Below are 23205 nucleotides of genomic sequence, written 5' to 3'. Positions count from 1 at the left end.
TCTCAACCACTGCCAGTAATCGACGAAGGATATAATACGATATCGAGGAATCATAGCGATCACTCGCGATAGTTATCAGTTGATCCAATTCTGTTTCAGTTAATGCATAATCTGACATTTTTATTACCTTACTATCATAGAAATAGCGATATCTGTATTCGTGTTTAAGTACCTATCGCATCCATAACACAGTGAGTTATAGACACAATAGGTACGGTGATTAAATAAACATTGCTTTGTTGATTGATAGGTGTTATTGTTATAATTTATTATTGTATTTAGTAAGATGGTATATATTACCTATACCGACATCATTCCATTTAATAAAAGACAGACTCATCCTCCCCAAAGCCGCAATAAGCCTTGCTTGGTGATATAATCCTACTCACTGATATTATTAAAAATAACTCTGAAGTTATCCTTATCTTGGTGAGTTATTGAGTATGAATACTCCTCTGCTACTCAACGGAATATTCAATCGTTCGGCTAGCTCTTCAGGTATCATTCTTGCCCCTGTAAACTTGACATAGTTAATCCCATTTTTTTCGAATAATTGAACTTTAGCTTCCTGCTGTAGTTTTTCTAATGCAGGCCGCAAACGGTCAGAACGTCTCAGTGAATAGGGGCCATTTTTAATGATGTCATTTCGCCGAAAATCATACGATTTATTACTGACAAGATGCTCCTCCAACCATAACAGGAGTTTTTCAGCATCACTGACTTCCTTAAAATCATCTATTTTTTTGATAAAGTGATTAAGATGCCACTGAGTAATATAGACTGCCGACTCCAGCGTTTCCAACGTAACAACAGTGGAATCGGGTGTCATAAACATTTGCATCACCCCAGCAATTCGAGAAGCATGCTCCATAAAGCGCGATGCGTAATCATCATAAGCATGTAATTCCCCACCAGGCTCCATCATCTTTTTAACAGCTTGATAATAGCCATTCCACGCCCCTTGGGCATCATGTGCTAAAGTAATACAATGGCGTTCTTCGTCATTTTCCCGACGTTTTATTCCTTTTTGTAAATGTTTTATTAACGTAGCCGATAAATCTGCTAAACTTAATTCAGTTGAATGTGAAACATTTTTTATCTCACATAATTGCTGAATTTGATCTAGATCCACTAATAAGCTGCGAGCTAAAAAACCTGAACTCTTTGCTTTCTTTCCTTTTTTATCCATAAAGCTGTCAAATAACGCTGGCTGGACCATGAGTAACAGACTAAAACGACAATCTTTGATGACATAGTTATCTCTAGATGCTCGGCTTACCGATTTCCCCTCTGCGCACCAAAGCGAATTTAGTAATGGTGTTTTTCGCAATAAACTACTTTCAAACAATTCACCCGCCTCATCTGACATCAGCGACAATACGGGATATCCATCCCCCAACTCCTGAGCCAGACCTTCACTTGTTGAATCATTGATTACTAAACGTTTTTTTATTGGCGCTACTGGTTTTTGAACAAGGCACTCTTCTAAATTCAAAAAAGCTTCATTCACTTTTATTCCCTGATTCAGCGCTTTTTGATAGCATTTATTCAATGCGCTAAATTTTACATTCCATAGCACCAGACTCCGCTCATAATTATCTCTTTCAATATAAAAATCCTGTTCGAGTTGTTGCTCAAATTCTGAAATTGCTTTTGTGAGCAGTTTATAAACAGTAGATTTTCGGCACCCCGACCTCGCCAAAACAACATGATAAAGTGACAGTGGATATTTTCGTCCACTTATCGGTTCAATATCAAAGCTATCCTGACACGACAGGGACATCACACTTAACAGAGTAGGCAAAATAATTTCAGCCGCCGCTCCTGTTTTTATATGTACTTGCTCAATCATGCGTTGAAAATAATCTGGTAATTTCTCTATGTTTAAATATAACTCTTCATTTTTTTGTGACATTTCATCCGCCTTATTGATTAAACCATTCTTGAAGTTAACCATTTTTCAACTGAAGCATATTGCCAGCCAACTGATGAGGCGCCAAGCTTGATAGGCTTAGGAAAATTCTCATCGTAATACTTAGAGCGAGGATTCAATTTTTCATAAATGCTCGATCTGGATATCCCTAGCATTACCGTTAACTCGGTCATACGTAAAATACGTATAGGCAAATTATTCTGACTCATATTTTCGTTTAGATGATGCATTTGATTCTCCATTGATTCACGTTCTTAAGAGATATTCATTTTCCACATCATCTGGCAATATGTCCTCGTAGAAAATTGGAAACCAACTGGAGAATGTCATGTACACCCATATTTTTGCTAATATCATGTTAACAGCTTACGACATAACAGTTTTAAATAAGGAAAGAATAGAAAAAACCAACACAAAAGAAAGGAAAAATAAAAACAAAAAATATAAAACGCTAAATCTAGCTAACCAGAGAAAAATTGAAAATTTTTCATTACATCAAGATTTTTTTGCAAAAACAGGTAATCTGAAAACGCAGGAATATGGTGATGACAACATCAATACTAAAGAAACTTATCAAAAATTGATTAATATCATCGATAGCAAAGCAGTCTTTACTCAGACAGAAAGACAGATGTTTTTCTATAAATATGAGCAACTGTATAACGCATTGATTGCTCAATACGTTGTGTCTAATTTAGAAAAAAAAGAAATATTAAGAAAATATACAAAAGCCACCATACCCGCCATTGTGGCATTAGATATGTATAAAACGCTGAGTCTTTCCGTCGATAAAGAACAATTACATTTTTACAGTCATATCCATCATTTTATACTGAGTGAATACTACGACAATCATCACAATAATCTCGAATCGCTCTGTAAGGGGGTGAGAGCCTATCTCAAATACTACATCAAGACATTAGCGTTCAACCCCATTGTTAATCTTTTTGAAATTACAACCTCAATTAACAATATAAGAACCTCATCATTCACAACAATTTGTAACATCGATACGATTATTGATGCTTGCAAAAAAGAAGCGAGCGAGATAGGTAAACCACACGATACCCAATTTGAGCAATTGAGAGTCGCTTATACTTCTCTTAGTGTCCTGCTCGCCTTTCAAAAAATCACTCACCTACTGACGCCACTTGTATCAAATTATAAAAAATTACTTGAAGATAAACTTGAAGCGCCAGATCCTCTCTTCTATTTAGAACGGTATCTTTACCAAAATGTTGAAAATGATCCTATTTTTTTGGGAGAAGATGCACTGTATGAGTATATCGAGGTGTTAATTTCTCACGAGAAAATAGATATCCCTAGTTGTGAAGATGACTGTGATTGCGGCCAAGGCCCTGAATGTGAGTGTCAATGTATCCCTAGTTATTGTTACGGTATTCTTAATATTCTAGAAAACTTTATATTTGAAAATAAATCTCATCTGCCTTTACCTACTCTTGTACCCTCCATAAACTTATCTGAGTTTTCCCTAAAAAAAATAAGCATTTTTGAATTATCATCATACTTAGATGAGCTCTGTGACGAAGTGCCATCTCTTAAATTATACAAAGAAATCCCTTATATTCTTGAGCTACTTTACGCTAACGAGTTAGATAACATAAGAGAGGTTATTAACGAAATCTCATTTGAAGAATTCCCATTAGGTTTTTTTACATCTACACTCGCTATTATCAATCTCGCATTAAAAATAAAGTTTGAACCAAAATCGATTCGATACGGATCATTGCTCTCCTATATCAATCCTATTTTAACAAATCAAGGTGTATATACTGAATATATCATTGTTACACACGACATTAAAAATCCTACTCAGTCAGTTTCTGATATAGAAGAAAACCCTGTAATTAATGATCCCAACAACCAAACAGTTCTGCATTCAATCATGATATATAATAGAATGATAAAAAAAATGATTATTTATGATAATGATCACTCCGAACTAATTCCTTCACAATCCGTTTATGGGCTTCTCGATTCGGTTGAGCTCGCCCTTAAAAAATTAAGGGAAGCTTTTTTTCAGGAGAAAATGTTGCTTACAGATAAAGAACTGGCAAGCCTTATCATTCAAAATAAAGTATTAACGAAACACGAAACCAATGATAATCTGATAGGTATACTCAATGAGGCTACATTATATAATTGCCTTGGTTGCCTTTCTTATTTATATAAAAATCTAGCGGGTTATGGCGAATCACTTCCAAACATATTATCATTCACAGGAATATCAAAATATGAACATGAAGAAAGAGAAACATTACGCCGCGCATTATTCATCGTGAAAGAAAAACAGACTAATAAAGATAACTAAACACCTTCACTCTTATTCATGTCAATCAATGCACCTGCAACAGCTGCTACATGTAGCAGCTGTTGCAGGGTATACCTTCTATTTTTATATTTTATTGGCTAGTGGGCGGCCCGTTAACTTGTTATTAATTCGTTTTATGATTTTTAAGTTGGGCAATACCTACTTGATGGCAGAGAGGAATATTATAGAGCAAAAAAATATCATCGGGTTACGCAACTTATCAATTTGAATTTTTGCATTAGCTAATTCCTGAGTATGTTTTGTATCGAGTTGATGGAGGGATTGGACGCGTTCTTGATAATCTGCATTGATTTTGACTTGTTCGGTCAGCTCAACAAGCAATTCGGCATTCTTAGTGTTTAGCTCACCTATCCTTTCGTGTTGTTTCCACATTCCCCATATGGCTAGGCTATAGTCAGTACTAGAAGCTGCTTAGGCAGGTAGTGGGCGCTATCTGCCTTTTAAAAGGGTTCCACTAATAGCCGCAATCCTCGTCTGTTAGGGAATAGTCTGATACGAGCTTACCAATATCATGGAACAAAACGCCGAAGGCCACTGCAACACGCCACCTTGGTTCAAGCTCTTTTATCTCAACAGGTGTGCCACTGGTGTCAATGATCTTCAAAAAATCACCAAATCAATTTCCACATGCTGAGCTCGTATCAGGCACTATTCATGATTTGAGTTTTTGACAAACGTATCCTGGTGTTTGTGAAGAAACGAGTTCACTTGTGACTTATCCAGTCCCAGCTCCTTGGCAATTTGACGTCCTTTCAGGCCTGGTGACCCACCTAATAACTCTGAGACTGCCTTCAGCAAACCATCACTCCTTTCTACCTACCTACCATTCGTTGCATACTTTGCGTCCACGAGGCTTTAAATGCTGAATCTCCTGCGAACAACTTGTAGAGCTCAAGTTCATCTTTACGGCGTTGCAGCATGATTTCCTTGAGCATTTTTTCGAAGGCCAAATCTCGATTATGGGGATCTGGGTTGTTTTTGTATTTCGATTCGAAGTCAGGGTGATTGCGGATACTTTCAGCGATGTTCACGAACTTAACCTTTTGCTCTTCAGGTGTGGCACTCCAGCCCTGGAACCATCGCTCATTAAATGTGCGAATGATTTCATCCAGCGGGTCAGTTTCTTTTTCACCGCCATGCGCCCCACGTGGGTTCGGATTTTGAGGATCAAGCTCCGCTTCTTGGTCACTAAGTTTAATGCTGTGATTAAGCTTCACACGTTGCAAACCGTATGAACTCAGATCGACAGAATCGAGAAGCTCATCAATAGCATCAGCATCGGGATCTTCCACTTTCAATTTCGGTATTAAAAACTTCAGGAACCAAAACAGTTTTTCCCAGCTGACCATTTCATAAGGCATGATAGAAGCCATCTGCCCATAGATTTTAACGAACTGTTTGGCTTTAATCTTAAAGTCCACTTTAGCTTCAGCTTCAAGATCTAGTTCATGGTCAAACCGCGCTGTGGCAATATCAATGATTGGACTGAGTGTTTGGGCGTCTTCATTCTTGAAATAACGCGTCACAAAGTCTTCAACTTCATACCACTCGTACACACCGACATCGTCCATTTCATCTTTCAACTCGTGCAGTACGTTTATATCTGTAGCTTGGGATAATGACGTTGCTGTATAGAAAGGATCGAATGCTGATTGAATATCTTCAACCGAGTTGAAAAAATCCAGGATAAACAAGTCTTCTGTTTTCTTCCCTAGCTTAGGTGCACTGCGATTGAGCCTAGATAGCGCCTGAACACACAAGACACTGGCGAGCTTCTTATCTACATACATGGCGCAAAGTTTAGGCTGATCAAACCCAGTCAGATACTTGTTCGCAACCACTAAAAGTCGATACTCATCGGTATCAAACATATCTTTGGTATTTGACTCGGCAAAACCATTAATATCTGCTTCGGTATATTCAATACCATCAACTTCTTTGGTTCCTGAGAAAGCAATGGCAACTTTAAAGGGGTTCCCTTGCTCCTCAAGTATTCGCCTTATCGCTTTGTAGTATCGAATGGCCGCCTCAATATTTTGAGTGACCACCATTCCTTTACCTTTACCTTTGAGCTTTTTCGTATTCACGACATGCGGAACAAAATGCTCCAGCATAATCTCTGCCTTGGTATCAATTGTTTGCTGGCTTCGTTCTACATAAGCTCTAAGTTTTTTCTGCGCCTTTTTGGTATCAAACTCAGGGTTATCAGCAATTGATTTCTCAATCTCATAATAACTTTTGTACGTCGTATAATTTGCCAGCACATCCAAGATGAAGCCTTCTTCAATGGCTTGTTTCATCGAATACAAGTGAAACGGCTTGTAAGAGCCATCTTCTTGGCGTTGACCAAATTTCTCCAAAGTGCTGTTTTTTGGTGTCGCTGTAAATGCCAGGTACGACGCATTCCCGCGCATCTTACGCGATCTCATCGCCTGAAGGATTTTATCCTGAGCATCTTCTGCCTCTTCGACTTCAGACTTGCCCATCGCTCGGTTCATATTGTCATGCGCCGAACCAGACTGTGAGCTGTGTGCTTCATCGATGATCACTGCAAAGCGCTTGTCACTAAGATCGGCGATACCATCAATAATGAACGGGAATTTCTGAATCGTCGTTATAATAATCTTTTTGCCATTCTCCAGCGCCTGCTTAAGCTCAGAAGACTTATTCGCTGGGGCAATAATGTTCTTTACTTCAGAAAACTCTTTAATGTTATCCCGCAGCTGCTTGTCCAATAGGCGTCTATCGGTGACCACAATCACAGAGTCAAACAACGGCTGCTCCAAGCTTTTTCCGCCTGCCACATCAGACGAAGCAGGATAGGTTTCAATTAGCTGATAAGCTGCCCAGGTAATCGAGTTAGACTTACCTGAACCGGCTGAGTGTTGAATTAAGTAAGTCTGACCGACACCGTGCTGGGCGGCATGGTCTACTAATTTTCTCACCACATCCAATTGATGGTATCGAGGAAAGAACAGGGTTCGCTTTGGTAATGGATCTTTGCTTGCCCCATCCAGACGCACAAAATGCTGAATAATATTCGCCAAGCTGTCTTTAGTGAATACTTCTTGCCATAGGTATGCCGTTTTATGGCCAGATGGATTCGGCGGGTTGCCTTGTCCAAGATTGTGACCTTTATTGAACGGCAAGAAGAAGGTACTGCTACCTGATAACTTGGTGGTCATATACACTTCGTCGGTATCGACCGCCATATGCACTAGGCAGCGGCCAAAGGTCAGCAATGGCTGAGTTGCATCCCGATCATCTCGATACTGCTTTTGGCCGTGATAACGTGCTGTTTGCCCGGTCCATGCGTTCTTCAACTCCAGCGTTATCAAGGGTATTCCGTTGATAAACAATACCATGTCGATTTCTTGTAGGGGATTTACCATGGAATAGCGCACTTGGCGAGTACAACTAAACACGTTATCTGCAAAGTTTTGCTTTACCTTCTCACTACTGCTTGCCAAAGGGGCAGGATAGAGCAAATTGAAATGAGCATCGTCTACGCTTAGCCCTCTCTTAAGTAAATGAAGAATGCCATGCTTCTTAATCAGTCGGTCAAATCGTTCGAGTAACTTACGTTGCCAATCTGAGGGGTTGTTCTTTTGTAGTTTGGCCAACTCTACTTCTTGTGTCTTTTGCAGAAATTGCCAGAAAAAACGTTCATCAATGGCATATTTTATATTGAAATCAGATGAGAAGCCTGATGAGTAGCCGCAATGGCTCACTCTATATGGCATAACAAGACCATCAGAAATGCCTGCTTTTTGATCTTCAAGGCAATGACCAGTGAGTGCTCTTTCAATACTAGCCTCTAACGCCTGCTCGTTAGTGTTACTGACCATCGATAACTCCTTGCATGTAATGTTTTTCTAATAATTTCAACATCCTCTGCTGATGTTTATCTATTTCGATAGCAGACCATTGGTTATTTGATTGTGTGTACGTCTCAAAAATATCTTTCAGCTTCAACGCGTCGTAACGCGGCTTAGAATCAAAATCTGCTTTTTTCTTTGCTACCGCTTGGTTGCTATACGAAGAGTTTTCACCTGGACTTAGAAGCACTAAATTTCCAAAAGAATTTAATGGGCTATTTTCTAGCTCACGATGGTACTCTTCTTTTTGAGGGTGAACATGTTCAACCGAATTTTTCGAAGTAATCCGATAACGTTTTAACTTATCATCATTGGCTTTATCACTGTTTTTCCAGAGCAAGTATTCCAGTTTCTGAAACCAATAATGCTCGAATCGGGTTCCTAAAGGGCTATTAAGATATGTGGCTTGTTCTTCCCAGGGTATCGTTTGTGGCGATATATCTGATGCAAGTTTAAAGCTGGCTTCTTTTTGCGTTTCCCTAGTAAGTGACATTTTGTTATCGATGTTCTCCAATAGCGTAACTACGTTTTCATCTTTCACTTTCGGATCAGCAACTAATCTACCTAGAAACGCAGTTAACCAATACTGGGCTGAGTGATCACCGGTAAAGTTACGTACGGCTTGCAATTGTGCCAGTAAACCAAGTTCTTTGGCTTTACGATTGATATAGGTTTTATTCTTGCTAATCGAGGTTAAACGTAACTGAGCATCTTCTCTATCATCATGCTCTACCCATTTCACAACCCAAGTGTCGAACTGATACCGAACCTGCCATAACAACTCGATAAACGATTTAATGGTTCGTTCATCTTGTTGTAGTAACCTTTCAAAACACGACATCAGATTACTAGCACGGATACGAGGAGCAAGATCATCCCACGATTTTTGGGTGCAAAAAATTCTGAGCGTATGAATCAATAGCAACTCAAAACTGATTATTGAACGACAATAAACGGTCTCATCATCAAAATCATCGCTTTGATTTTGAGTTTGTTCGGGGTTGACATCAAAGTCTTGTAAACCTGATGCTATCTCAGCAATTGATTTACCGACTCGTTGAATATAGTGACTAGAACCGACTAGAGGAAATAGCCCTGCCTGATATTTGGCAAGATCTGAATACTCCAGCATTTGCCAGTCGGCATTTTTGAATATCTGCCTCAGATTGCGTTCAAAATAGTTGTCTGTATGTTCACAGGCTTGCCAAATACTACTATAAACGTCCTTATCTGTTATTATGTGTTTGAACAACTTTGCCTTCAATAAATCGACCGGTTCTAGCTGTATGCCACCCGTATTAAAACTCGAAAACATCCGGTTCAGATCCATCGATGCTGGAACAATATTGTTGACCCATTGCACTTGCTCAAAAATGTATTTAGCAAAATCATAAATATCGAAGTGGGGCTGTTTTGCTAACTTATCAACTTGCTGCTTCAAAATGGTGAGGTTAGCTTCTAGATGTACTAAGTACTCATCTTTGCGAATATCTTCTTCACCGGGTTTCGTAATCTTTTCCAGTCCCGCATAACTGCCAAGTAAGTTGCGAACCGACTCTCTAATTTCAAACGTTAACCTCGGATTTTCACCTTTGATACTCACATGAGCCAACTGAGTCTCGATCCCTACCGACTTGAAAGCAAGTGATAACAACATCAATGTTGTGGTTCTTTGCTGCCCATCGATCAGCTCATATTCGCTTTTATCACTATTTAACGCACTCAAAACACTACCAATAAAGTAATGAGGCTCTTTAGCTAAATAAGCATCACGAATATCATCAAATAACTTGATAACTTCTTCTTCACGCCAAACGTAAGGACGCTGATAGCATGGAATAACGAAGCCCAAATCTTTTGACGCAATAGCTCGTAATGAGAGCAGCTCCGTTTCAACTTTTGAACTCATGTTTTCTCCGTCATTTTGGTGATATTGCAGGTTAATAAGTTAGCAAATGAAGCGGCGTACTGTTCTGGCGACAAAGCCAGTTGGAAATGCTTACTTACTTCTGTAATAAAGCGCTTCTTAACACTATTGGTATCTGAATCTAAATTGCTAGGATCGACGGCCAAATCAAAAGCATCAAAAAAAACAAAGCACTGCTTAGGCGTATAGCTCAAGGCAATCCAATCCAAGACGGGATAGTCCTTCACAAAACTTGAAATTGAATTTTCTCTCACTGCTTTCTGATTACTCACTCTGCGTGAGTAAACGACTCTGAATATTTTTTTCGCGGCCAACTCCAACTGATATTCACCAAACTGGCTGATATACATCATCAGACATGCTTCATATAAACCTTGTAGATAACCACATCCTTCCAACCCCTTAAGCCAGCAAACAAAACGGTTGTAGCCTTCTTGATGGGGCAAAGTTGGATGAACCCAGTATCGCTGATACAGGTTTTGAAAATACGCCAGATAACGAATAGTGTTGACACCAGCATTAAGCGGTTGTCTGATTTCGTATCCTTGTTGCGCGGCTTTTTGAACAACATCCCCACCAATCCCAGTTAACCGCAATACTTGTCCATAAGCAATGTCGTCACCATCAGTCGTTTGTTCACCTAGTTCGGAGACAATTTGATCCCTTACCACTTTTGTCTGCTGATGTGGTGCAAGATCTCGCATATTCAACAGTTGCCAATATCGTCCTTTCAAAAGAAATTTTACGCAGTTATCTAAATTACCCAATCCTTCCCATTGGAGCGCAAATCTTGATTGATGAAGCTTAGGAACAGCTCTTAAATGATGAGCTTTGATAATGTCGGGACCACCAAGTCTCACACCGCCAGTATTTTGCGTTTCAAAAAAGCGGTATGCATCATCTTCTGACTCAGTGACCACCAATGAAAATTGAATACGCTCAAAATTGATAAGCTTCGCCCATTTCGCCTTATGATTTTCTAACCAATTAAGATTTGTCTTGATTTGTTGTTGACTACGGGGAGACTCAAAACGTAGATCAAGCTGTTGGTGTTGTTGAGATAGAAAACTGAATAAAGCTAATGTCGTAATACGCTGTTGACCATCGATAATTTTCAGCTGTTGTTCATCGTAGTGAAGAATAAGGCTACCCAAATAATACGATAGCTCATTATGCTTGCGAAAATGTGCATCTAAATCTTCTATCAAGCTATCAATTTGCTGACTTTGCCAACAATATGGCCGCTGATACTCAGGAATAACTAACTCTCCAGTAATCTGTTTGCCATTATTTCCCTGTATTTTCTGGCCTTCAAAAAGTTGTTGCACTGAGCAGGTTGCGACACTTACCGTCATTTCATTTCCTTTTGTTTTTAATCTGTTAGAAGCTTGCAGTAGTGGTGCCTTAACCACAGTGCGGTGCTGGCCACTTCTTTGCGAAAGTTTGCCGCAATTAATATGATGCGCTGGCTATTTCTTCGGTTGAGTTTTAACTTATCCAGGTCAGGCGTATCCAAAAACTCACAAATTCTACCCGAAGCACTTGCAGGGGTATTAAACAAGTCAACCTCTCCTGTTACAGGCTCATAGCGGTCTAAGTACTGCTGGTAAATTTCAACGATTTGCGCTTTGGTTAAACTTGCGCAGTAGGAGGCATATTTAAGCGCCTGCCACACCACATCGCGGCCACTGTCGTCCAGCTTGTTTTCAATAATGACCAAGTTGCCATCTTTATCCAGTGCCAGTAAATCTAAGCGTTCACGGGTGTCATCAAAGCCATCGAACTCTTTTTGAATAATCAGCAGCTCTTCACCCAGTGCGGAAGGCTCGTGTGCCAACCATTCCTGAAGATTTTTGCGCTCAGTAAAGCCCAACTCACTGAACTTCTTTGTCCTAACAGGACTAATCCTGTTGGTTTGATGATTTACCGTGAACATATTCGCGTCCTATTGCTCAACCATTTCTGGGGTGATCTTGATTTTTCCTGTTACGGCGCTGTTGATCAGGGTGGTTTTGTATTCTTTAAGTTTTTCGATTTGCATTAATTGAATTTGTATCGCCGAATAAAATTCCTTTTCAAGCTCATCAATGTACTCAGCAATTTCTACCTGTTGGGCTTCTGGAGGCAACGCGATATAGAAGTTTTTTAACGCTTGAAAGTTAAGCCCCTCTCTACCTCCGCCTTGCTGAAAGTACCAAATTTGGCCCTGACCGATTTCTGATGCCAATACAGCATTTAGAAAGACGGTTTTAATTATCTTATTAGGCCTCACGATACATACATGTTGATTCACATTCATTTCGTCGCTTGAATCGACGTAATAGCAACGACCAATTGACCCCCCAGTAATATTGAGTAACACATCACCCTTTTTCACCTTGCTATTGCTCATGCCCTCATGTGTTTTATTGGAAATTCGAGCAACATCTGTGAGATCTATTCGATCAAAATGTATGTTTTGGCTTCGTAAAAGTGGGATTCCATCATCTAGATATGTAGAGCCTCCCCCAGTTGGAGTAACGCCGCTTCCAATTTTTGATGTCACATGCTTTATTTTTTTTAAAACCCAATGCGCTGGAATCTTACCAATCCAATCCACACCGGAGTCTTTCATTGGCACATTGGGATCAAGCCCTTGGGTCACCGCCTGTTGGATGATGATCTGCTTACGCTCTTTTAACAGATTAATTTGCTTTTCTTTGATCGAAATCGCTTCGTCGATTAGAGCGGTTTTCTTGTCTAGAAAGTTGGCGATACGGGTTTGTTGCTCATGGGGAGGAACAAACGTCTTAAAACTCAGAAATGAATCTTTAGGAATTGTATTTCTCAGGCCACGATAAAGCGGTTTAAGCATCTTTTTTGCATCAAGGTTCATATAAAAATAGTATAAAAACCTATTATCAAAATTGTCATTTAGTTCAAAAACGGTATATGCACCAGTAATCATCCCATTAAATGGCGACAACCCAACAGTTCTGGGTGTTTCTTCCACGTCGAACAAGCAGAAAATGAAATCTCCACACCGCACTTCTTGATAAGTATCGAACTCTGCTGGGAACTTACCCTCTGGGTTTTCCATATCACGCTTAATCACACCTCTGAGAGTAAGCGATAGCAAATCATATTCGCTTGAGCGTTTTCCAACCTGTTTTTTCTTCAAGCGAAAGATGTGCTTATTAGCTAATAAGCTCCAAGACGCAGGAATATCCCCTAGCCATTCAACACCTGAATCTTTATAAACCTCATATTTCGGCATTTCAGAAATCTTCATCATAACGACTTACCCCTGAACCTTTTTTACTTCCGCACCAAGAATCTGCGCAATCAAACCTTCGGCTTTTTGTTCTAGGTTGATGATGTCGGTTGCGACCTCTTCTAAACTACGCAGCGGTTTATGACGGTAGAAATACTTATTGAAGCTGATTTCATAGCCAATTTTTACCGTATCTAGGTTTATCCATGCTTCATCAACATGAGGCTTCACTTCATCTAGGAAGTACTGGTAAATGCTTTGCTTTAATGGAACAGATTCTGTATCTCGCAGGTCTGAATTGGTCTCGTAAGTGATATACTCGCCTTTTTTACCGCCCTCTGCTGAAGGAACGGGGTAATAACCAAAATCTGGCAAGTCAGCGACTTCACACTCATAGCGCTCCAGCAGGTCGTTTAATTTATCACCCGTTAATTTAACTACCTTTTTAACCACTTTCTTGGCGGTTTCGTCATACCAGCTCACCGCGTGAAGAATGGCATTTTTCTCAGGTGCTGAAAGCTTAATAGCATGGGCTTTTAGCGATTTATCAACTTGGGTTTTAAAGCTATTGAAGTCATCAAATTCAATGCTACCGATGTCAGCCATCAGCGTTTGTGCAGTTTCAAGCAATGCTTTTAGCGCCAGCCAGTGTTTCACATCAAGCAGTTTGGCCTTAGCCTTAGCATTGAGACTGATATCGTTCTCTTCACACCAAGAAAGAATGTCTTTCTCGATGGATTTTAAGAAGCTCTTTTTCTGATCTGACCCGTAGCCAGTTTTTTCGTAAACACGTTCGCCGTGCTCTGCGTACACGTACTCCATCACTTCACTAAGTTGCTTATCAAAACGCAGTGGGGCTATGGCATCTTGAGTAAACTTGGCTTTGCGGCGATCTGGGCGCTCGATAGTGACTTTGTAGTAGCCAAAATCGTCATTGCTGAATACCTTACTGGCGATGCCAACAGGATCATTGTTTGCATCCAGTGCTCTTTCAACATCCTTACACGCGAGGTAAGTATCGGTAATTTCCGTGATGTACTCAGGCGCAAATTCGCAGTTTTTGTTACCTAAGTTCTTGCGCAACTTACGGTAGAGCAAGCTGGCATCAATTAATTGCACCTTACCTTTACGCGCCTCAGGTTTATTGTTGTTCAACACCCAAATGTAAGTGGTAATGCCAGTGTTATAGAACAGGTTATTAGGTAACTGAACGATGGCATCTAGCATGTCGTTTTCAATGATGAAACGACGAATATTACTTTCGCCACCGCCCGCATCACCGGTAAAGAGCGATGAGCCGTTATGAACAGAGGCAATCCGGCTGCCTAATGGACTTACGCTCGGATCTTTCATCTTGTTGACCATCTCCATTAAGAAAAGCAGCTGGCCATCACTCGAACGTGGCGTGGCATCCACCACTTCGAGATTTCCCCAATAGTCTTTCAGGCTAACCTTAAAACGCGGGTCAATCACATCACTGCCGTCTTTAATGTACTTCTGTTCAGACGCCCAACTCTTACCGTATGGCGGGTTAGACAACATAAAGTCAAAGCGTGAAGCCGCAAACTCGTCGGTAGACAAGGTTGAGCCTACTTTGATGTTCTCAGGGTTGTTGCCTTTGATCATCATGTCCGATTTACAAATCGCGTAGGTCTCGTCATTGATCTCTTTGCCGTAAAGGTAAATATCTCGGCTGTCGTTCGGGTATTTCTCTTCAATGAAGTTTTGAGATTCAGTGAGCATACCACCGCTACCACACGCAGGGTCGTAAACGGTCATGGTCAATGGTAGCTGCTCTTTCACTGGGTCAAAAACCAAGTGTGTCATCAGCTCAATCACTTCCCTAGGTGTAAAGTGCTCACCGGCTTCTTCGTTGTTTTCTTCGTTGAACTTACGGATCAACTCTTCGAACACGTACCCCATACCCAGGTTAGTAAGGGCTGGCATCTTGTTGCCATCTGGGTCTTCGACCGTTTCATGAGTTAAGTTGATGTAAGGGGAAACAAACTTTTCGACGACATCAAGAAGGACTTGCTTTGAGGCCATGTGACGAATTTGCGACTTGAGGTTAAAGCATTCAATGATTTCTTTAACATTATCGCTAAAGCCAAGCAGGTACTCTTCAAAGTTGGCGAGTAATATCTGTTGGTTATTCGTTGCGGTGTTGAACAGGGATTTCAGGGTCCATTTAGATGTATTGTAAAAAACATAACCACTAGCCGCCTTCAGTGGTTCATCATCAAGCTCCGTGGCTTGCATCTCTTCTTTTTGGAACTTGACCTCTTCAAGCACGGCTTCTTTGGTGGGTTCAAGTAACGTATCTAAACGTCGTAATACCACCATAGGTAAAATCACATCGCGGTACTTACCGCGAACGTACACATCACGTAAACAGTCGTCGGCAATGTTCCAAATAAATGAGATGAGCTTGTTATGTACACTATGATCCATTTTCTTTTCCTGTTCAGTGTTGGTTGCACCCCACAAAGTTGCTGCAACGGCTTCACTATACATTTAAAATTCTGTTCTTTCTGTAACGCCTAAATGGCCGTTACATCGTTCTATTAACTTGTTCTGCCCGGCGCTAGATTTAAGTTTATGACACCATAAAGTGCCTGGTTGTTTCGCAACCAAAGCTGATACTCAAAGCCCATTAATGAGTGTTCCGTAGAACAATCCACATGCCATTGGCGTAGCAAATAGCCAGCGGTAGCTGCTCTAATCTCAACTTTCATCACGCCACCCGTCATGCCATAGTCTAGCTCAATCGCTTCGCTGTGCTCTATACGTGGGTGTGGCACTAACTCCAGCTCTACAAATCGGTTCCATTGCCGATCTTGGGGTTCGAGCTCCGTTTCAGACAAAGTGGAGTCTTCAAGCACAACCGCAGCTTTAATTCGAGTCAATACAAAGTCACGGAACTCACTATGCTCGCGGTCAAAACCACGAACGTGCCAACGCAGGCCATTGTCCACCAGCGTATGCGGCACAATTTCACGTATTGTTTCACCACTCGATAACGACACATAGGTGATACGCAAGGCTTTGCCTTTGTGGATGGCCTCGGTAACTTTCGCCACTATCGATAAACTCGGTTTGTTAAGGTGATAAGGCGCTTCACACGCAAAAGGCGGTTTTATCTTGCCAGTAAAGCCATCTCCGTACCCTTGGCTAATCGTCGCCAATGTTCGAACGACGTCGTAGTCGAACAAGGGTTCAAATGCTTCACCTCGCTTATGCACCTTGAGCTTTTGGTCATACTCAATGTTACCTGGTGCAAGCACTCTGTATAGCGCGAAGTCTTTCGTTGCTTGTGTAGCCGCTATGCTGAAGCGATCGACTAAATCTGCCCGTACCGCTTCTCCCTTAAACAATAAGGTGAAATCGATGTGAGCAATGCGATCCCGGATTGCTTGTGGCAACTGCGCTATCTTCGAAGCCCTATGTGACTTCGCCCCTACCGTTTGTTTCAGACCATCATTTATCATGCGTCTTGTTTATCCCATTCAAGCAATGTCTTAATACTCTGTTTATCAAGTCATGACTGGCATCGCATCATCACATTAAACTGATCCGCTCTACGCGGTTATTCATCCACAATGACTCAGTCATCTCTACGGGTTGAAGCTGGACTGATGGATATAAAACACGGAATTGGTTTCAACCTAATTAATTTTATTAGACCTTATCCTATCATAAATTATTTTGTAAGGAAGACTAAAAACCTACCGCAGAAGGGATTATCAGAATGTCGTAACGGGCAATTTCTGAAGGTGAAAATATGACAGGTAGCAGATTACGGATCAGCGATGAACTCTGGGGAAAATTAGCACCGCTTATCCCTGAACACAAAACCAATTATCCGCTCGGCACTCACCGCAAACGAGTTGATAACCGAGCTGCCATGAATGCCATATTCTTTGTACTCAGAACTGGCTGCCAGTGGAACGCCCTGAATGCCACGGGATATGTTCTTCGAGTTCTGCGCATCGGCACTTCCAGGAATGGCGTGATACCGGTGTCTTTGAACGCTTTTGGCAGAATGGTTTGCTTACCAGTGAATATCTGGACAGTATTGACTGGTCATGGTTGTCAATGGGCGGCTGCATGACCAAATCACCACTGTCGGGAACAAAAAAACTGCCCGCAATCCAACCGACAGAGGAAAACAAGGCGTAAAACGTAGCCTGCTTACGAATGCCAACGGGCTTCCCCTATCGCTGGTTGTTGCAGCAGCAAACACCCATGATATCAAACTGGTTGCAGATACACTAGATGCCCTTCAGACGGGGCGTCCGGGACAAAAACTGAGACTCTGTCTGGACAAAGGTTACGATGCAGGCTGGCTGAAAACCTACCTACAGAACCGCCATTACGAGCCGTATACCCAGTCCCGAAAAGAAGAGTCTGAGGACAGTAAAAACACAGACTTCAAATCCCATCGTTGGGTCGTCGAAGAACGCACAGTTGGATGAATAGCTTTCGCCGAATCCTGACCCGATGGGAAAAGAAGATCGAAAATTACGAGGCCATGTTGCGTTTTGCCTGTGGTCTCATCGTCTGGAATAAAGTCCTATTGAGATAGGCTCTTAGCGCTTTTCACTTTATAGGTCATCGTTTCGTATTTTGCAATTAACCCAAATGACTTCTCATGACCACAATCAAGCGTGGCTGGCGGATTGTTATCAAGCACGAAAGGAGCGGGAGCATTACCTATTGTGATGATCTCTATATTGAATACACGACCAGATCTCGATTAAAATTGATTTAATTATTATATGATTAGTGGGGGTTGTGGTGAATAGTCGTGTTGATTTAGGATATCCATCAGATATATATGATGAACTTAAAGAAAAGATATCTGAACTTATTGAGAAAATTGTAAAGAATGAAAGTGTTTTAAATACTCAATTAGTAGGCGAAAAACTTAACGAATCTAAACAAATCCTAAACTTTCAGCAAAAAGAAATTGAAAGGAAAATGGATGACTTAAAACGCAATGCTGAATGGGAGTATTTCACCATTGCATTTTTTGGTGAAACCAATGCAGGTAAATCGACACTCATAGAAGTATTGCGTCTGTTGTTTGCTGAAAACACTAAAAAAGAAATACAAGATAAATTCAAAGCACTTAAGAATGAATTTTCTTTAGATGAAGAGGCTTATAGCCAGTTAAAAAATGCTGATCATGAAATTAGTTCTAAAATTTTAGAAAATAGTCAAAAATTAAAGGAAATAGATGAAACCTATACACAGAAATTACAAGATTACCAAAAAATACTGAATACGCTTAAATATGAGAATGATGAGTACATTAAGGATCAATCATTACTGAATGAACAAGAACTTGAGGGTTTTAATACTCAGATTGTGTCTTTAAAAGAAACTGCTCAATATAAAATGAAAAGTATGTCATGGTGGTTAAAAATTCTTTATCTTTTTAAAAGACTAGAAGAAGAAAAACAAATTGGTGCGATTGAATTAGAGTTAATTAAACGAAAAGCTGAATTAGATTCTGAACTGAAAGTATTGAAGCATAAAATAGAAAAAGAATATGCTTTAAAAAAATCACATCTTACTATTATACAAGATGAATATGATGCAACGAGAAAAACAACAAGTATAATCTCTTTGCAGTTAGAAAATGAAAAGAAATCAGTTGAACAACAGTTACAGCAATTTGAAAAAATGTTGGGGAAGCTTAGAGAATTTGAAGATGGACAAATTATGGGGGATGGACGGAGTGATTTTACTCGAGAAAGTAAAGAATTTTTGTTTGATATTAACGGCATACAAGTAAAATTAATTGATGTTCCTGGAATTGAGGGTGATGAAAAACTAGTTGAGAATGAAATTTCTAATGCTGTAAAAAAAGCACATGCTGTTTTTTATATTACCAGTAAGGATGCAGCACCAAATGAAGGTACGCTTCAAAAAATAAAAAAACATCTAGCAGATCAGACAGAAGTTTGGACTGTTTACAATAAACCAGTTACATCACCTAGATCATTAAAAAATGGTTTGGTAAGTAATGATGATGAAAAGGGTGCATTAAATGATCTAAATAAATTAATGGAAAGCATATTAGATAAAAATTACAAAGATTATACAGTCGTTGCAGGATTGGCTGCATTTTATGCAGTAGCTAATTGTTTGGTTCCATTTAGTGAAAAACATCGTAATCAGATAAAATTTTTAAATAATTCAGACCGTAATGAACTAAAAGAAAAATCAGGTCTCAGCAACTTTCAAGAACATTTAGCTCAAAGAGTGATTGGGGATGTCCCTTCTAAGATTAAAGCAAGTAATTTTAATAAAGCAAACTATGTTTTGATGCAAACAGTAGAAAGATTAAATAATATTCATGATGATTTCTCTGATTTAAAACTGAAAATTGATAAGCAAGTGGTGGTTACTAAGCAGGAGATCGATAGCGAATACTTGGGCTTAGTTCAAGGTTTGAAGACTATGATAGATCAAAATATTCAAGATTTTGAGCATAAGACCCGTCAAAAAGTCTATAAGCAGATCGAAAATGATATTAGTAATGATGAATTTAAAGGTGTTTTGAAGAGTCAGATTGATAATAATCTTGAATTAGTGAGCAACAATTTAATAGCTGGATTTAAAGTTAATACTTCAACATTTGATGAAAAATTACAGGAAAAATTACTGAAACTTTCTTCTCGATTAGAAAGTATTCAAAATAACTTTAAAGCTGGTGATGTTAATGGTTTAAATAGTGATGTTTTATTGACGTTTGATATTAATAACGGCATTAATAAAATGGGGTTGCTTGGGGTGGGTATTGGTGTCGGTGTTGCAATGTGGTGGAATCCAGTAGGCTGGACAGCAATTGCTTTAACTGCTACTGGATTATTATTTAGCTTTGCAAAGGCAATTTGGAGCTTTTTTGATTCTGATTTTAAAAAATCAGAGCAAAAGAAAAGTACTAATAAAAATTTATCACATATTGTAAAAGAGCTTAAAAAAGTTGCTAGAGAAAATTTGAGTGACGTTGAAGCTAAACTTGAGCCTTCGTTATTGGATTTAAAGAAACAGTTAAATGAGCCAAGCAATCAAATTACCATGCTTATAGATGATATACAGCAATCAATCATAATGTTTAAAGCGTTATCAAATAATATTAGCAGCACTTATGAGGTAAAATAAATGTCTGAAACTTTAAGAAATCATAGAGATAATCAGGTTAAAGTAATCAATTTATTAAGCAAATTAGAAGGCTTCATCACAAAAGGGCAAGAGTTTGGTTTAGATGTATCAACAGATATTAAGGCTAAGTTACAGAATGCATTAAACACTCTGCAAGGTGATAAGCTAAAAATAGCACTTATAGGAGGATTTTCGGAAGGTAAAACCTCAATTGCTGCAGCATGGTTAGGTAAAATTGACCCTGAAACTATGAATATTAGTGCTTCTGAGTCATCAAACGCAGTTAAAATTTATAATATTGATAAAGAGTACCAACTTTTTGACACGCCTGGATTATATGGTTATAAAGAGCAGGTGAATACCGATGCTCAAGAAATTGAAAAATATAAAGATATTACTAAAAAATATGTAAGTGAAGCACATATTGTTCTTTATGTGATGAACTCTAAAAATCCTATCAAAGAGAGTCATATTGAAGATTTAAAATGGTTGTTTAAAGATTTGAACTTACTTCCAAGAACAGTGTTTGTTCTTAGTCGTTTTGATGAGGTTGCTGATGTAGAGGATGAGTTAGACTACCAAAATAAATTTAAAATTAAAGAGCAAAGTGTCAAAGAAAGATTATTCTCGATTTTATCTCTTTCTACACAGGAAACAAATGATTTAAATATTGTCGCTGTTTCAGCAAACCCATTTGATGAAGGTGTTAGTTATTGGATGGAAAATCGAGATGAATTTGAGCAACTATCACATATCAAATTGTTGCAAAATGCGACTAGTGAAATTGTGAAAAGACGTGGTGGTTATATTGGTTTAATCGAAGAAACTAGAAAGTCTATTATTAGTGATATTTTGATTAAGAAAATACCTGAAATTGAAGAGCAACAATCTCAATTGTCAAAAGAAATGGAAAAACTTAACCAAGTTTATGAAATTGAAACAGGTGCTTTAAATATAATTTCTAAAAAAATTGATAATGCAAAAACAAACTTAAGATCGCGTTTTAATGGATATTTTCAAGATTTAGTAATGCAGGCCCAAGGTACTAGCTTGGAGACTATCGGTGATTTTTTAGTGCGAGAAATAGGTGATGAAGGAGCTATCATTACTAGCAAAATTAATGAATATTTTCAAGATGAAACAAATCAAATCAATATTGCATTAAATACACAAGCAATTAATTTTAATGCAGAAATTGAAAATATTGATACAGCAGTTGGATCTTTAACGAAAAAAGGGTTTAATCATTTAGCTCAAAACATCAGGTTGAATAACACCATTATTTTGGCAGCAAGAGATGGATTAGTTGCTGCTGGTAAATTTGTTGGATTAAATCTTAAAGAAATCTTGAAATTTAAGCCTTGGGGAGCAATAAAATTAGCAAATAATATTAATAAAGCATTGCCTTTAATAGGGATAGCCATAGATGCTTGGGACACTTGGAATCAGGCAAAAAAGCTAGAAGCATTTCAGTTGGCAAAAAGTGATTTGATTAAAAACTTACAACGTCAGCAAAAAGAAATTTTAGAGCTAATTGATAAGGATGAGTTTATTGATAATTTCTTCCCTATTTATAAAGAACTGAAACTAAAAATTGAAGAGATTAAGTTGATGCATTCCGAACATTATAAAAAGACTAAGTCTTTTGCTTCATGGAGAAAGGAAGGAATGATTATTGAAGGGGAATTCAAAAATTTGAATTAAGTTTTAGTATCGTAATAAGGGAGAAATATCTCCCTTATTTATTTCAAGGAGCTACCCTAGATAAAGTTTAAATTTTACCTTTAACTATCTGTTTTAGCATAATTAATTGTTATTTTGCACTAGGTGTGTTAAATCGCCACTCACATTCCTTCAGATACAGCTCAAAATGAGCCTTCGGAATACCGTTAAATTTACGCATGTGACGCTTCGCTTGATTCCAAAAATTCTCAATGCCATTGATGTGGCCGGTCTTTTTCGTCGACAAACTGGGTGCTGTGATTGATCCTGTAATGCTTTAAATTGCTCACATCCAGTACGTCATAACTGGCAAAATTACCTGTGTAAACGATGTTGTCAGGGTAAATTTTTGACTCAATTATCGGAAGCAATGTGCGGGATTTGGCATCTCGTATAATCTTAGTATAAACCTTGCCACCATGCTTGAGAAGCCCGAAAACGAGACTGTCCTAATTTGTGTAAGTACCCTTTTTATATTATCTTATTGATTAAACTAAAGAAGGTACTGTCCACTCCCCTTTAATTGAGACACGTTAAATTAGAGTTTTCTAACTGTTGACGATAGGCCTCCGGTGGGAGGTGATTTAAACTTTCATGGGTTCGATTTTGGTTATAATCTTGCAGCCAAAACCACGCTAATTCTCGCACTTGGCTTAATGATTCAAATAAATACGCATTTAAAAACTCTCGACGGAACGAACCATTAAAACGTTCGATAAACCCATTTTGCTGCGGTTTTCCCGGTTGAATATGGCACAGTAAAATTTGGTTATCTTCACAATAATTCAATAAGTTAACTGAAATGAGTTCAGGGCCATTATCGACTCGGATCTGTTTCGGTAACCCTCTTTCGGCTTTTAAACGTTCAAGCACCCTGATGACGCGTTCAGCCGGTAATGACGTATCAACCTCAATCGCCAAGCATTCACGCGTTCCTTCATCAATAATGTTGAGAGTTCTGAAGCG

13 protein-coding genes and 3 pseudogenes are annotated in these 23205 nt (G+C 39.1%); 4 read left to right on the top strand and 12 right to left on the bottom strand.

The features are described from left to right. Positions 1–421 precede the first annotated feature (421 nt). Complete coding sequence (locus ACIPUA_RS17215) at positions 422–1915, bottom strand: YfjI family protein (protein WP_449059899.1); 1494 nt, start codon at positions 1913–1915, stop codon at positions 422–424. Between the two features lie 17 nt (positions 1916–1932). Further along, positions 1933–2163 (bottom strand): helix-turn-helix transcriptional regulator, encoded by a 231-nt coding sequence (locus ACIPUA_RS17210; RefSeq protein ID WP_238789290.1) that lies wholly within the window; start codon positions 2161–2163, stop codon positions 1933–1935. Positions 2164–2261: 98 nt separating this feature from the next. On the opposite strand from ACIPUA_RS17210, the gene ACIPUA_RS17205 reads away from it, so the two are divergent. Then, the gene (locus tag ACIPUA_RS17205; RefSeq protein ID WP_449059898.1) at positions 2262–4265 is read left to right on the top strand and encodes a hypothetical protein; all 2004 of its coding nucleotides are present in this window, start codon (positions 2262–2264) and stop codon (positions 4263–4265) included. 159 nt (positions 4266–4424) lie between these two features. Here the strand turns inward: ACIPUA_RS17205 and ACIPUA_RS17200 are convergent, their stop codons facing one another. The 8 genes and pseudogenes from ACIPUA_RS17200 to ACIPUA_RS17165 form a co-directional block, all read right to left on the bottom strand. After that, entirely contained in the window at positions 4425–4658 is a 234-nt protein-coding gene (locus tag ACIPUA_RS17200) for a lysis system i-spanin subunit Rz (RefSeq protein ID WP_161729449.1), read from the bottom strand. A gap of 440 nt (positions 4659–5098) precedes the next feature. Continuing rightward, on the bottom strand, positions 5099–8134 hold the full coding sequence (locus tag ACIPUA_RS17195) for a type I restriction endonuclease subunit R (protein WP_449059897.1): 3036 nt from the start codon (positions 8132–8134) through the stop codon (positions 5099–5101). Continuing rightward, complete coding sequence (locus ACIPUA_RS17190; RefSeq protein WP_449059896.1) at positions 8124–10073, bottom strand: DUF262 domain-containing protein; 1950 nt, start codon at positions 10071–10073, stop codon at positions 8124–8126. Before ACIPUA_RS17190 ends, ACIPUA_RS17195 begins: the two co-directional genes overlap by 11 nt. Beyond that, positions 10070–11446 carry a DUF262 domain-containing protein gene (locus tag ACIPUA_RS17185; RefSeq protein WP_449059895.1) on the bottom strand — a complete coding sequence of 459 codons (1377 nt, stop codon included), beginning with the start codon at positions 11444–11446 and terminating at the stop codon, positions 10070–10072. Before ACIPUA_RS17185 ends, ACIPUA_RS17190 begins: the two co-directional genes overlap by 4 nt. Before the next feature lie 50 nt (positions 11447–11496). After that, positions 11497–12027, bottom strand: a pseudogene (locus tag ACIPUA_RS17180) (DUF4268 domain-containing protein); the annotation flags it as partial. Between the two features lie 9 nt (positions 12028–12036). Then, positions 12037–13365 (bottom strand): restriction endonuclease subunit S, encoded by a 1329-nt coding sequence (locus ACIPUA_RS17175; RefSeq protein WP_449059894.1) that lies wholly within the window; start codon positions 13363–13365, stop codon positions 12037–12039. A gap of 6 nt (positions 13366–13371) precedes the next feature. Then, entirely contained in the window at positions 13372–15795 is a 2424-nt protein-coding gene (locus ACIPUA_RS17170; protein WP_449059900.1) for a type I restriction-modification system subunit M, read from the bottom strand. A 113-nt stretch (positions 15796–15908) separates the two neighbouring features. After that, on the bottom strand, positions 15909–16628 hold the full coding sequence (locus tag ACIPUA_RS17165) for a WYL domain-containing protein (RefSeq protein WP_449059893.1): 720 nt from the start codon (positions 16626–16628) through the stop codon (positions 15909–15911). A gap of 497 nt (positions 16629–17125) precedes the next feature. Between ACIPUA_RS17165 and ACIPUA_RS17160 the strand changes: the two are divergent. The 3 genes and pseudogenes from ACIPUA_RS17160 to ACIPUA_RS17150 all read left to right on the top strand — a co-directional run bounded on the left by ACIPUA_RS17160 (position 17126) and on the right by ACIPUA_RS17150 (position 22221). Next, positions 17126–17929 (top strand): annotated as a pseudogene (locus ACIPUA_RS17160) (IS5 family transposase). Positions 17930–18141: 212 nt separating this feature from the next. Next, a complete protein-coding gene (locus ACIPUA_RS17155; RefSeq protein WP_210786616.1) occupies positions 18142–20517 on the top strand; it encodes a GTPase in 2376 nt (791 codons plus the stop codon). Beyond that, positions 20518–22221 carry a LeoA/HP0731 family dynamin-like GTPase gene (locus tag ACIPUA_RS17150; RefSeq protein WP_449059892.1) on the top strand — a complete coding sequence of 568 codons (1704 nt, stop codon included), beginning with the start codon at positions 20518–20520 and terminating at the stop codon, positions 22219–22221. Between the two features lie 109 nt (positions 22222–22330). On the opposite strand, the pseudogene ACIPUA_RS17145 reads toward ACIPUA_RS17150, so the two are convergent. Both ACIPUA_RS17145 and ACIPUA_RS17140 read right to left on the bottom strand, forming a co-directional pair. Beyond that, positions 22331–22679, bottom strand: a pseudogene (locus tag ACIPUA_RS17145) (IS1595 family transposase); the annotation flags it as partial. Positions 22680–22758: 79 nt separating this feature from the next. Then, a partial coding sequence (locus tag ACIPUA_RS17140) for a transposase (RefSeq protein WP_449059244.1) occupies positions 22759–23205 on the bottom strand: 447 nt, incomplete at its 5' end.

It is taken from the genome of Providencia sp. AGC89 (assembly GCF_053543535.1).
Note: the sequence above shows the minus strand (reverse complement) of the source record. Positions and strands in the feature narration are given on the sequence as shown.

Bases quoted from the DNA above. Each gene is read 5' to 3' on its own strand.
- ACIPUA_RS17215 (WP_449059899.1), bottom strand. From the start codon at position 1,915: ATGTCACAAAAAAATGAAGAGTTATATTTAAACATAGAGAAATTACCA.
- ACIPUA_RS17210 (WP_238789290.1), bottom strand. From the start codon at position 2,163: ATGCATCATCTAAACGAAAATATGAGTCAGAATAATTTGCCTATACGT.
- ACIPUA_RS17205 (WP_449059898.1), top strand. From the start codon at position 2,262: ATGTACACCCATATTTTTGCTAATATCATGTTAACAGCTTACGACATA.
- ACIPUA_RS17200 (WP_161729449.1), bottom strand. From the start codon at position 4,658: ATGTGGAAACAACACGAAAGGATAGGTGAGCTAAACACTAAGAATGCC.
- ACIPUA_RS17195 (WP_449059897.1), bottom strand. From the start codon at position 8,134: ATGGTCAGTAACACTAACGAGCAGGCGTTAGAGGCTAGTATTGAAAGA.
- ACIPUA_RS17190 (WP_449059896.1), bottom strand. From the start codon at position 10,073: ATGAGTTCAAAAGTTGAAACGGAGCTGCTCTCATTACGAGCTATTGCG.
- ACIPUA_RS17185 (WP_449059895.1), bottom strand. From the start codon at position 11,446: ATGACGGTAAGTGTCGCAACCTGCTCAGTGCAACAACTTTTTGAAGGC.
- ACIPUA_RS17175 (WP_449059894.1), bottom strand. From the start codon at position 13,365: ATGATGAAGATTTCTGAAATGCCGAAATATGAGGTTTATAAAGATTCA.
- ACIPUA_RS17170 (WP_449059900.1), bottom strand. From the start codon at position 15,795: ATGGATCATAGTGTACATAACAAGCTCATCTCATTTATTTGGAACATT.
- ACIPUA_RS17150 (WP_449059892.1), top strand. From the start codon at position 20,518: ATGTCTGAAACTTTAAGAAATCATAGAGATAATCAGGTTAAAGTAATC.